The following is a 13462-nucleotide window of genomic DNA, read 5'->3' as shown; positions in this document are numbered from 1 at the left end:
TATTTTATATGAGATTGGATTTTATAATGGTCTGAACTTGTATTTAGCGTAACGTAGTGTAGGGGAAGGAATCGATTCTGAAGAAGCAACGCGTTCGCCTTTGTCTTCTAATTTTAACCTTTTAAAAGCTACAATCAGATAAAATTAGAAGACAACAGCGATCGAAAGAACGATCCGCACCCGGAGCGTCACCAGAACGCACATGGTCAGTCCATTATGGAACACCTCATATAAAATGCGACACGAAAGGAGAATACAACGTGCTCGATAGCAAACAGATTCAAGCGATCATTCCACACCGTCCCCCGTTCCTACTGGTGGATAAAATTGTAGAGATGGAGGAGGGCAAGCGTGCTGTTGGTTTGAAGAATGTAACGATCAACGAACCGCACTTCCTGGGTCATTTTCCAGAGTATCCGGTAATGCCGGGTGTCTTGATTACAGAAGCGCTGGCTCAAGTTGGCGCAGCAGCTATGCTTAGCATCGAGAGCAATAAAGGCAAAATTGGATTTTTAGCGGGACTGGACAACTTCCGATTCCGTGGACAAGTTGTGCCTGGAGATACGCTGATGCTTGAAGTGGAGATCACTCGACTGAAAGGCTCGATCGGTAAAGGTAAAGCTACAGCTAGAGTGGAAGATAAAATTGTCGCTGAAGGCGAGATCATGTTTGCATTGTCTGACCCAAGCTAAGAGATAAGCTGAGTACATACGTGAGCATGTGGCACCTGAGAGAAGATGTTCGATCTGCTATGGCATATGAGAATCTGGAATCAAGGGCAACATGCTGATGGAGTCAGCAATTATTTTGAATGGACATAGAGGAAGGGGTTTGCAGGAATGGAACAGTTAAGCGAAACAGCAGCATTGACGCTGCAGCAATGGTTGGAGGATGCTTCGATTGATGAAGCGACGAAACAGGAGCTTCGTGACTTGCAGGATCAGCCGAAAGAGCTGGAAGATCGTTTCTACCGTAATCTGGAGTTCGGTACGGGTGGATTGCGTGGTGTGATCGGCGCTGGAAGCAACCGGATGAACCGCTACACGGTGGGGCGTGCAACACAAGGATTCGCTCGGTATTTGCTGGAACAGCATGGTGACAAAGAAGGCAGACCTTCTGTGGTCATTGCGCATGATTCCCGTCACTATTCACCAGAGTTCACACTGGATGCTGCACTTGTTCTGGCAGGCAACGGAATCGTGGCGAAGCTGTTCACATCCCTGCGCCCTACGCCTCAATTGTCCTTCAGCGTGCGCCATTTGCAAGCAACGGGCGGTATTGTGGTGACAGCGAGCCATAACCCTCCTGAATATAACGGATATAAAGTGTACAACCACCAAGGGGGTCAACTTGTACCGCATGAAGCGGAGAAGGTGATTCAGTACATCCAGGAGGTTCCTTCTCTGGCCGATGTCAAAAAGCTGACTCAAGAAGAAGCTGAAGCACAAGGGTTGCTCGTATGGCTTGGGGAAGAAGAAGATCAAGCATTCTTCGATACTGTAGCAAGTCAGAGCTTGAGTCGTGAACTGATCCAAGACGGTGTAGGACGTGATTTCAAAATCGTCTTCACACCACTGCACGGAACAGGAAACGTTCCTGTACGTCGTGTATTGGAGCAGATCGGATTCGAACAACTTCACATCGTAGCAGAGCAAGAACAGCCAGATGCAGAGTTTTCCACAGTGAAGTCCCCTAACCCGGAAGAGCGCGAAGCATTTACGCTGGCGATGAAGCTGGGCGAAGCGGTTGGTGCAGACATTTTGATCGGTACAGACCCAGATGCAGACCGTATGGGTGCGGTGGTAAAAGACAACGATGGCAAATATTTCGTCTTGTCCGGTAACCAGTCCGGTGCCATTATGGTTCATTATGTATTAAGTCGCCTGCAAGAGACAGGTAAGCTGCCAAGCAATGGTGCAGTGATCAAAACGATTGTAACGAGCGAGTTGGGCGCAGTAATCGCTGAGCACTATGGTGCAGAAGTGATGAACACCCTGACAGGCTTCAAATATATCGGTGAAAAAATGGATCAATTCGAAGAAAGCGGCAGTCATACGTTCTTGTTCGGGTACGAAGAGAGCTATGGTTACCTGGCAGGCAACTATGCACGCGATAAGGATGCAATCCTCGCTTCCATGCTAATTGCTGAGGCTGCTGCATATTACAAGAGCCAAGGCAAAACATTGTACGATGTACTGCAAGAGCTATATCGCCAGTTCGGAACGTTCTTGGAGAAGCTGGAGTCCCGTACACTGAAAGGTAAAGATGGAGTCGCTCAGATTCAAGCTAAAATGACAGACTGGCGCTCCAATCCGCCACAAGAAGTAGCGGGAATCGCAGTACAAGATGTGCTGGACTACTCTCTTGGCCTAGACGGTCTGCCTAAAGAAAATGTACTCAAGTTCATTTTGGCGGACGGATCATGGTTCTGCCTGCGTCCATCAGGAACTGAGCCTAAGATCAAAATTTACTTTGCCGTTCGTGGTGAGAGTACAGACGATGCTCAAAGCCGTATCGAACGCTTGTCTAACGCAGTAATGACACGTGTAGACGCGTAATTCAGTTACAGGTTTTAAAGGATGTAGCTTGAACATGAGAAAGCCTCTCCGCACCGAAAGGTTGGTTGGCGGAGGGGCTTTTATGTTAGAGTTAAACTTAACGTTTACATGAGAACGGAGAGGACAGAAATAACATGAAGAAGCGAAGCGTTCGCCTTTATCCCCGGATTTTCCCTTTAAATGAAGGGTTCAAAAAAATCTGGGGATAACAGCGATCGGAAGGTTATTCTGTCATCGGAGTGGATATTGTAAAAGTGGGATGAATGATGGAATTACTTGAGCTGAACGTGGATTTTGGTTCCAACACTTGAGGAGGTACACGTATAGTGCGTCAAAAATGGCTTTATTGGAATACCGCTTCCCGGAAGTGGCTGTGGCTTGTTGTCATCATTGGATTGGTAGCCTCCATTCCAGTGATTAGTGATCGAGTGCAGACGGAGTCTTCTGCCAACAAGGTAGAACTGGTCTTCAATTATCGGGGTCTGCTGGATATCTCAGCATATCAGGCCCATCCGCAAGATTTTATGAATGAACAATTAACACGTCTAAAAGATGCTGGCGTAACGACCATGGCAATGTTCGAAAGTACACTAGATGAGTTGAGAAAGACACGCCGTATTATGGTATATAACGGTCAGGATCTCGCGAACCTGACGAAGAATGTGATTCCTTCGAATGAGAACTACACGTATGTGCTGTTCACGAGCGGAGAGAATGCACAGACATATGCCCCTATCATTGAACAAACGTTCGCTGACCGCCAGATTCCTGTGGTTCCATGGGAATATGAAGGCCGCAGCGGCTTAATATTGCAGACTCCGCCGGAGAATGCCAACATGCAGCCATTGCAGCCTGACCCGGTTGCTATGAAAATGCTGCGTGATCATGGCTTCCACATCTTGCCGCGGATCTCAGATAGCGTACCTTACAACCAAGCCTCCATGGAGCGACTGCTGTCGTTCTTCAAAGAGAATGGCGTTACACGCATCTTGTTTGATGGGGATGCTGTGAAAGGGTACAATGATAATGCGGAGATGAAGAGTATTGATCAATTCGCACAATTGCTCAATAAATACGACATCGGACTCGCAGCGATTGAGAATCTGAAGAAGCCACAATCTGGCTTCCAGACACTCGCTTACAAAATTGATTATAATGTTGCACGCCTATATTCCCTGAGTGATGCCGATGCCAATCTGGACGTAGATACCATTGCAGACCGTTTCGTATTGGCGACGAAAGACCGTAACATTCGCATGCTCTACATGAATGCTTCACCAAGTCGGAATACGTCCAAAGCCATGATTACAGATCCAATCGAGAATCTGATCAACAGTCTGGGCGAACCAGGTCATGCGGTTGAACGTATGGGTAAATTCGGATTCGAGCTTGGACAAGCTGAAGCCTTTACGGTGAAGGATTCGTCCATTCAGCGTTATGCCAAACTGGTTGCTCTAATTGGTGCGATTGCCTTGATTACGCTCATGGTATCGTACTTTGTACCACTACTAACTCTGCTTGTGTTCGCACTAAGTTTAGTGGGAAGTGCTGGATTGTTCTTGCTGAAACCGACACTGCTTGAGCAAGGGATCGCCTTGCTAGTAGCCATTGCGGCACCGACGATTGCCATGGTGCTTGCCGTTCGCACGGTGAACTACCAACAGCAACGTCAGCCAGATGCGTCAGCAGGTCGTCGTTTAGGTCAGACCATCATTCTATATGTAAGAACATCGATTCTTTCATTTATGGCAGTGCCGTTTGTTATCGCTTTGTTGAACAGCATTACGTACAGTCTGGTCATTAACCAGTTCCGAGGCGTGAGTCTGTTGCACTTTGCACCAATCGCACTGGTTGCGATTTATGTTGTGTTCTATCGCGGTTCGGGCAGCTTCTCGATTAAGAAAATCAAAGAAATGCTGCGTATGCCAATTAACGTATTGATGGTTGTACTCGCAGTCATTGCTGCAGCTGCAGGTTATTATTATTTGACGCGGACAGGCAATTCAGGCTCGGTTACACCGCTTGAAATGTTCCTGCGTACAACGCTTGAAGATACCTTCGGCGTTCGTCCAAGATTCAAAGAGTTCATGGGAGGACACCCACTGTTCATCGTTGGTGTGTTCGCTGCATTGAAATATCGTAAATTCATTTTTGTTCTTATTATTGCAACGATTGGACAGTTGTCTATGGTTGATACGTTTGCGCATATCCACACACCAGCTGTGTTGTCCCTCATTCGTGGTGTGATGGGATTGGGACTTGGCTTAATCTTCGGGATCATTGCTGTGGGTGTGTGGCAAGTCGCGGAAGGATGTTGGAAAAAATGGTCACCACTTCTCAAAAATTAGTCATCTCAGGATATTACGGTTTCCGTAACAGCGGAGACGAAGCGGTGCTGAAGTCAATTCTGACAGCACTGGAAGAGGAGAGCCACAGATCGGGCATCACCATTGAACCCATTGTGCTCTCCGGTGATCCAGAATCGACCACTTCAATGTATGGTGTTCGTTCTGTTCACCGTATGAAATTCAAGGAAGTTCGAGAAGCCATCAAGGAAAGTGACGGGTTAATTAGCGGTGGTGGTAGCCTGCTGCAGGATGCAACAGGGCTGAAGTCCATCCCGTATTATCTCGGTGTTATCAAGCTTGCCCAGTGGTTGAAGAAACCAACGTTTATATATGCACAAGGGATCGGCCCGGTGAACCGGAAGATTTTTAATCCAATGATCCGTTCCGTTTTCAAAGCCTGTAAATATGTATCGGTTCGTGATGAGCAATCTGCCGAGCTGCTTCGCCAGCTAGGATTGCAGTGGAATCAGATTCACGTTGTACCTGATCCAGTGATGGGACTGCCATTACCGGAGAGTGGAGCGACAAAGAAGTCTGTTGTGGCAGGATCGGGTGAAAAGCCTTCGGTGAACGAGGGCTCCTCCGTTAATAACACTCCTTCGGGGAATACCAAACTTCCCGTTATCGGGATTTCGGTTCGCTTCTGGGAATCGGATCGTAAAGAGCTTACGGCTATTGCTGCTGGATTAAAGAAGCTCTGTGTGCACAAAGCAGTTCATTTGCGATTCATGCCATTCCATCTGCCTAAGGATGATGAGGCATCACGATTCGTAATGGAATTGATGGGCGATGTGAGTAGCAAAGGGAGCGAGGTCAGCATAACGGACAATCTGACCGATCCTCAGCTCATGCTGCAAGAGGTGAGTCAGTGTGATATCGTCATTGGGATGCGACTGCACAGTCTGATCTATGCGGCTTCACAGTATGTACCACCAGTGGGGATCTCCTACGATCCGAAGATCGATCAGTTCATGCTTCGCCTGGATAGTGATCCTGTAGGTAGCACAAGCACGCTTGATGCAGATCAACTGGCCAAGCATGTGTCGAAGCTTCTCGATCAGCGGTCACAATGGCTGAAGGAGCATGAGGAACTAATTACGGAATTGAAGCAGGAGGCCAGAGTGCCTGCACAGCAGATTATTAACTATTTAGGCCGCAAAGGGTGAGAAGATAATGAGTCAGACCGGCACTATACCTACCGTTTCCATCTACGGTATTCCTTTTTCTAAATTGCCTATGAGTGAGACGGTAGAGGTTCTGCGAGAAGCGGTGCTGTCGAAGCAACCGCATCACGTAATTACAGCCAATCCAATCATGGTTATGGCGGCAATGGAAGATTCAGCCATCATGCGAGTTATGCAATCGGCTGAGATGATTGTCCCTGACGGTACAGGCGTTGTATGGGCTGCGAATTATTGCGGAGATCCTGTAGCTGAGCGTGTTCCCGGATATGAACTTTTACATGAATTGCTGCGCGTTGGAGAAAACTATCGTTGGGGTGTATATTTACTCGGTTCTACACCTGAGGTGATTCAAGAAACGGCAGTTCGGTTACAACAGCAGTATCCGGCGATTCGTATTGTAGGTTATCGTGACGGCTTCTTCGGTTCGGATGAAGATGATCAAGTCGTGGCTGCAATTCGTGAAACTGCTCCGGATCTATTGTTTGTTGCACGGGGTGCAGATACTCAAGAACCTTGGATTAACAAGTTCAAGGATGCGCTCCAGATTCCGGTGATGATGGGTGTTGGAGGAAGCTTCGATGTCATCTCAGGCAAAACGAAACGTGCGCCGAAACTGTTCCAGAAGTTAAGACTGGAATGGTTCTATCGCTTGCTTCGCGAGCCAAGTCGGGCAGGTCGAATGCTTGCGCTCCCGAAATTTGCACTTAAAGTCATAACGGACAAAGAAAACGTGACAAAAGCCCAATAAATATAGGCTAATACGAGAAAAATGCGTGTTTTTGCTAAAAATTGAGGTTGGCGTTTCGTTGGGGTTCAGCGTATAATTCGTTCTGGATTACATGTGTGCCACTGAAATGAGTAGAACGTTACACTTACCACTACAAGATCAAGGCAACCTTTCGATCGCCGTTATCCCCAGATTTCTTTTATTCCCCTTATATAAGGGAGAAATCCGGTGATAAATGCGAACGTTGCACTTCTCCAGGTTTTCCTTGCTCTTTCCGTTAACGTGTAACAGATATTCATCATTAAACATGTCTACAAGTAATTTTATATATAGAAAAGAGGATTCAGGAAGTTCGATTAGGAATGTGAACTTTGTTGAATGAACAAACCTCGAACAGAGATCAGGGGATTTAACATTATGCACGGCATTATAATTGGGGGTCGAATGTTCAAATGGTAGCGATCTTTATCATTGGATTTATCGTGTCAATGGGACTGGCTCTTGCCCTGACACCGCTTGTCAAAAAGTTCGCAGTACGTATTGGCGCGATGGATACGCCGAATGCACGTAAAGTGCACACTCGGATTATGCCACGTCTAGGTGGACTCGGAATTTTCCTAGCTTTTATTATTACAGTTGCAGCCTTGCTGCCTTTTGTGTCTGCATGGTTTACAACGAGAGATATGAGTTTTGTTAGTGCATTTCTAATCGGTGGTACGATTATCGTACTGATTGGTGCACTGGATGATCGGTTTGAATTGTCAGCCAAAGTGAAGCTGCTTGGACAGATCGTTGCTGCTTCAGTTGTTGTGTTTGGCTTCAATATTCGCGTAGACTTCGTTAACATTCCATTTCAGGATGCGTATTCTTCACTGGAGGCTTGGGTAGCGATTCCGCTGACTATCTTCTGGATTGTTGGGGTAACGAATGCGATCAACCTGATTGATGGCCTAGACGGTCTGGCAGCCGGCGTGTCCGGTATTGCGATTGGTACAATCGCCGTGATGTCCTTCTTGATGGGGAACATGATGATTGCCTTGATGTGTCTTGTGTTGCTCGGAAGTATTATCGGGTTCTTGTTCTTCAACTTCCATCCGGCGAAGATCTTCATGGGAGATACCGGGTCACTATTCCTTGGTTTCTCACTGGCGATGCTGTCTATGCTCGGATTCAAGCAAATTGCAGTTGTGTCCTTCATTACACCGCTGATCATCATCGGTGTGCCGCTCTCGGATACCTTCTTCGCGATCATTCGTCGTGCGGTACAACGGAAGCCGATTTTCTCACCGGACAAAGGCCACTTGCATCACTGCTTACGTGAGCTTGGATTCAGTCACCGCCAGACGGTGCTGATCATCTACGGTATTGCTGCATTCTTCGGTGTGCTTGCGATTATCCAATCGTCTGCTGCCATGTTCGAAGCCAACTGGGTGACGTTCGTCGTGATCTGTATCATGATGTTCTTCCTACAGGTCGGCGCAGAGGTCATTGGCTTAGTCAGCAAAACCAGAAGGCCAGTTATTAATTTCCTGATGCGCATGCGCGTCAAACTAAGTCCAGAGACTCGCTCGAAATCATAACATAATAAACGATATGCCTAACGCTATATATACCATTTTCCCTGCCCCAAGCCTTATCCCTCGTGGATAAGGTTTTTTGTTTTTTTTGCTGTTTTTACTAAATAATTGGAACCTTCTGTCCGATATATAACTCTAACTGACTTAAAAGAAGGAGAGATGATGGAATGCAACGTATGAAGAAGCCGATGATTTGGCTAATGATGGTGGCACTGGTTGTATCACTAATACCAGCAGGTTTTGCACCCGTCGCATCGGCGGCAGGACAGACGAGTTATTTTACTCCAGATAACGTAGGTAACGTACCATTGAAAGATACAGTTGGCCTAGATATGAGAAGTGGTGAGACAAACGGCTTGACACGAAGTAATGCGTTTAATGTGACAAATGCTGAGCAAGTATTGACAGGAACTTTTACCAATGTAACAGGATCTACTCTGGGTGTGAATATTCAGTTAATGAACCTTAAGGATGGCACATGGACACCAGAGTCTACGCGTGTAGCACCGGGGTTAATAACTGTCGATCCGAACCGTCCCGATAACCGTTTTCGTGCTAATCTTACATTGTTTCCAGGAATGAATAAAATCACGTTTACAGGTTCGCAAGGGCCGAGTGAACGTTCCGAGAGTTTTTACATCTTGTATGATGCAGTTCCATACATTGAAAAGCTCCAAGTTCTTGGAGGGCCGGATAGTCTAAATTTAAACGAAGGATCTCAGGTTGTAGTAGATACGGAACAAGTAACCTTGCAAGGTACTGCACATAATTCTTCGAAAGTAACTGTATCACTTAATGGTGGTCAGCCTTTACCAACTGCCCTTTCGCCACTAGACTTTATATTCAATTCGCCAGTACTCAATTTAAAATCTGGAAATAATGATCTCCAGATCACAATTGAGAGTGGCGTGGATAAAAATGTGTTCAATTATTCATTAATGTACTACGATGATCAAAATCCATTCTCCCAGTTGGATCTGACAGAGAGCGGCGGAATAGCCCAAAGTATGCTATCTGAAACTCCCACCTATGGAGGGGATCCAACACAGGCAAGCGTCAAAGTAGAATTATTACTTCCTGATGACAAAAGCAGTACTGCAACTGAAATCAAAGTTGATGGAGTTGCTTCACCAATTACACCTAATGTTACGCCGATCCCTAGTATAGGAATTAATACTCCTTCGTATGTATTGATCTCCTTTGAGATTCCATCTATAACGTTCAAAACTATAACTACAACGGATACACCTCCTGTGACTAAGCCTGACCGAGTACAGGAACATTCATTGTCAGTTAAGTATGGTGGTAAGACTGCAACCACGAATATGGATTTTGTATACTTAGAAAACGAAACAGTGATTACCAATTTAAAATATCTCAAGGATTTTAAACCAGGAGGTGCAATTCCTGATGGAGTTCCTTTGAATGGAGCTAGTGTAACCTCTCCTGATTTTTATATTTTGGTGGAAACAAGTACAAAACCTCAGGAAAAATTGATGGCGCAATATCTTCCGTTAGGAACGAGTAGTATAGAGCTTTCTGAACCAATACAAGAGGTCTCTTCAACGAAGTATATTTATAAAATTTCGGGATTTATAAACGGAACCCAGACTGTACAATTTAAGTTTGATAAATCAGCAACAGGCCGAAATGCTACGATCTCGTTTGCCTCAAAGAATTATATTTTTGTTGAGAATTTATCTGATGGACAAACTTATGAATTGAAACAGGGATCACCTAGAGAAATAGAACTCAACGGAAAGTATGTTGATTTTACTACGTTAGATAGTGACTATTTTGTAGCTGAAATTTTCGCTAATGGAGTAAAGGTTTTTTCAACACACCCTGAAGCGGGAACTGATCCTGTACAGGAAAAGTTGGCCTTGGACAAAGATGGGAATTTCAAAGGTTTGAAGATTAAAATTGATGGTAATACAGGGCCGTTGTTCTTTGGAGAAAATCGGATTGTACTTACAGGTACAGGAAAAGGCGACAAAGGACAGTTAAATCAAGTATCTAAGGAACTTAGGATATACATCAACGATAACAATGTGTCGACTATTCAGAGCTTCGTACCGACTCCAACTAAGGATCGCCCGAGATTTGTAGAACCATACAATCCAGATGATTTGTGGGTGAAAAATTTACTGTCTCTTTCACCTGAATTTATATTAGCAGATAAAAAATACACAACAAGTTTGAAAAAATTTGATTTGGTGCTCCGTGGTGCGGGAGCAACTCGAATGTCTCTGAGTATGGGAACTCAAAAAATTTTTGATCTAGATATTCCTGATGGAGCTGCAGGTGATACAGTTTGGACCGATCAAGGATTAAAAATTGATACACAATATGCATTAGACAATCAGCCTGATACTGTTGTTGTTGATCGCATAGGGAAACAGCAGGATTTTCTGGTTCGTCTCGAAAACCTAAAAGCAGACACTCCTGGAACGTATATTTACACATTGGATCTGTTCAATAAAACAGGTGCAAAAACAAGCCAAAAAATTGAAATTATTAGGGAAGCAGCGGGATACCGAATGCTATCTCCCCAACCTACCTCTGGTAACAAAATTGTTGTAAACAAAAACTTCGTGCATTTTGATATTGAAGCTGAAGGTGCTACCTCAATTGTTATTGATAAAGAGAATGCTAAGAAACTTGAAGGGACAGATAATCGTTTTGTGCTAGATTACGTGGGGCTGAAGCAGGACAAGTCTAACAAAATTAAACTTACGATTGATCGGGATGGGGTAAAAACAACAGACACGATTGAGGTCTTTTACACTGGGGCTACAGGAGTAGATTCGCAATACATGGCTCCAAAAGTAACTAATAAATACACTACCTTTAATAAAGAACTTGAATTAAGCTTTCCTAAAGGAACTGTTATGGAAAGTACCGATGTCAATGGCATTAAGACGTTTTATCCGGATAACAAGCTGTTGTTCGGGATTGCTGATCCAACTACAGGAATCGTTGAACGTCGTAATGATTATGGGAGCATTGTTGGATTCAAGAAAGCAGATGATGATCCAAATCCACTAACGGTGCCTGAGGAATACTACAGAAGGTTCTCGGCAATTGTTGGAGACTCTATAAATTTCAGCCCTATTTCCGATATTTATTGGATTAGTGGTGGTTTGGGTGAGACAGGAGAAAGAGGAACTTCAACCTACAAGGCGGGCACTAATGGTCTAGGTCCTTATACTATGGAGTCTTTCTATGGGAATCCTCAGACCCCATCTGAAAGAAAGATTAAGCCTTCTCAGAGAGGAACATTAAAGTTAACTTACGATTCCAATGTTGTGGATGATGCTGGTTCAACTATTTCCGTATTCTATTACACTCCAAATCGTGAATGGAAGCGGATTGGTGGTGAGGTTGATTCTAAAAAGAAAACCATTACAGTACCATTTGACAATTTTGGGTATTATAAAGTTATGAAATTGAGAAGAAGTTACAACGACATTACCAATCATGGCTGGGCAAGAAATATCTTGAATGCTTTATACGCTAAAGGGTTTATGGCTCCACTTCGGTTCGAGCAATTCGGCACAGACGATCGTACATCTAGAGGGGAATTTGCGACACTGTTGGTTAAAGGGCTCAATCTTCCAATTACATCAGACAACAGACCAACCTTTACAGATGTATCGACTGGTACTAGTTCAGTTGCTTGGGATTATGACAGTATTGAAACAGCAGCGAGAGCAGGTATTATCACTGGATTAACTGATGGTGTGTTCGGCCCAGACAGACCACTTACACGGGAACAGGCGGCAGTAATGATCGCAAGAGCACTTGAACTCAAACTGGCTGCTAACGATACTAAGCTAAAGACTGCCTTGGCTAAGTCGTTCATTGATTCAGGGAGCATGGAGAATTATGCCGGACCTGCGATACAAGCTGTTACCAAAGCCAAAATCATGGAAGGTTCACCAGTAACTGTTGCAGGGCAGAGCAAACCACAGTTTGCCTTTAATCCAAAAGGTAATCTGACTCGCGCAGAAGCAGGTAAAATTGCCGTGGAATTGCTGAAGAAGAGTACGAAAGTATTCCCTAAAAACTTGAGTTAATTCAAGGGTTTTATCAATGTATTTAGGAAGGACCTGTCCCTTACATTAAAGGGGCAGGTCTTTTCATGATTGTTCATCAAGCTGTAAAGAACACTTTTATAATAGAAGAAACAGATTTATTACCAATAACTAATTTTGTAATTTGCTAGAGTTTAAGATACAATAACGGTAAATACACAATGATCTAGAGGGTGAAGTTAGCTAATGAAACCGATTTATTCAAAAGCTCAGTTGGGCTACATGAAGGCAAAGACACAGTTCGAGAAGCAGGCAGTCATTCTGGAGAAAAAGTTGGAAGATACACGTAAGACACAAGAGATCTCTCAGGAAGTCATGGAAGGACTTGTACAGTCTACTGGATTCCATGATGCATACAATAATTTGGTCTTGGCTGAGAATGAACTAATTGAATGGTCTCATACAACAATGAAGCATGAGAAAACGTATCGTGAGAACAGACTTTCGATCGATGATATGTATCTGAGATTGAATAGTGACCCACAAATGCGTGCCCAAATTATTGAACTTGCGATGAAAATTCGCTAACCAATATAGCCAAGAATACGCAAAAGCATCCTTTCGAGGATGCTTTTTTTTATTTTTAAATTTGAGAAAAATGTCGGTTCAAGGATAAAAATGGAGGGTATATTTAAACGTTGGCATTCAAGTGGAAACAAATCCTAAGAGTTGGAAACGCTGTTGTATCAATGGTTTGACGAGGTTTTGAATTTCAAGAAGGCCCGCACGGTAACAGTACATAAATAAATTCAAAATTTTTTTTGTGGAATCCGCAACTTTTCAGAATCTACTGCGTTTAAGATGTAGAGTCAAAAACATTGGGGGACTTTCCAAGAATGACCTCGTGAAGAATCTTGTCTATTTATTAGAAAAAATTGCTTTACGACTCGCAAGACCCATTGTATAATACGTAGGTAGGATTAGGAAACTACTCTATTTTCGTATGATTCTGCTTTACGAACTAGTTTACA

At 44.2% G+C, this 13462-nt stretch carries 8 protein-coding genes; all 8 read left to right on the top strand.

Translation table 11 applies throughout. The annotated features are described in order from the left end of the window. Positions 1-260 precede the first annotated feature (260 nt). The 8 genes from fabZ to ASD24_RS07390 all read left to right on the top strand — a co-directional run bounded on the left by fabZ (position 261) and on the right by ASD24_RS07390 (position 13019). Positions 261-692 carry a 3-hydroxyacyl-ACP dehydratase FabZ gene (gene fabZ, locus ASD24_RS07425; RefSeq protein WP_056693818.1) on the top strand — a complete coding sequence of 144 codons (432 nt, stop codon included), beginning with the start codon at positions 261-263 and terminating at the stop codon, positions 690-692. Between the two features lie 147 nt (positions 693-839). Continuing rightward, positions 840-2558, top strand: a complete 1719-nt coding sequence (locus ASD24_RS07420; RefSeq protein WP_056693816.1) for a phospho-sugar mutase — start codon at positions 840-842, stop codon at positions 2556-2558. A gap of 326 nt (positions 2559-2884) precedes the next feature. Continuing rightward, on the top strand, positions 2885-4906 hold the full coding sequence (locus ASD24_RS07415; protein WP_056693814.1) for a DUF5693 family protein: 2022 nt from the start codon (positions 2885-2887) through the stop codon (positions 4904-4906). Further along, a complete protein-coding gene (csaB, locus tag ASD24_RS07410; RefSeq protein ID WP_056693812.1) occupies positions 4882-6072 on the top strand; it encodes a polysaccharide pyruvyl transferase CsaB in 1191 nt (396 codons plus the stop codon). The genes ASD24_RS07415 and csaB overlap by 25 nt, the downstream gene beginning before the upstream one ends. A 7-nt stretch (positions 6073-6079) precedes the next feature. Further along, positions 6080-6838, top strand: a complete 759-nt coding sequence (locus ASD24_RS07405; protein ID WP_056693809.1) for a WecB/TagA/CpsF family glycosyltransferase — start codon at positions 6080-6082, stop codon at positions 6836-6838. Positions 6839-7269: 431 nt separating this feature from the next. Then, complete coding sequence (locus ASD24_RS07400; protein ID WP_056693807.1) at positions 7270-8397, top strand: glycosyltransferase family 4 protein; 1128 nt, start codon at positions 7270-7272, stop codon at positions 8395-8397. A gap of 164 nt (positions 8398-8561) precedes the next feature. Then, the gene (locus tag ASD24_RS07395) at positions 8562-12473 is read left to right on the top strand and encodes an S-layer homology domain-containing protein (RefSeq protein ID WP_056693804.1); all 3912 of its coding nucleotides are present in this window, start codon (positions 8562-8564) and stop codon (positions 12471-12473) included. A gap of 204 nt (positions 12474-12677) precedes the next feature. Beyond that, positions 12678-13019, top strand: coding sequence for a hypothetical protein (locus ASD24_RS07390; RefSeq protein WP_056693802.1), 342 nt, complete (start codon positions 12678-12680; stop codon positions 13017-13019). The last annotated feature ends 443 nt before the right edge of the window (positions 13020-13462 follow it).

The sequence above is a fragment of the Paenibacillus sp. Root52 genome (assembly GCF_001426865.1).
Taxonomy (GTDB): Bacteria; Bacillota; Bacilli; order Paenibacillales; family Paenibacillaceae; genus Paenibacillus.
This window is presented reverse-complemented; position numbering and strand designations above follow the sequence as displayed.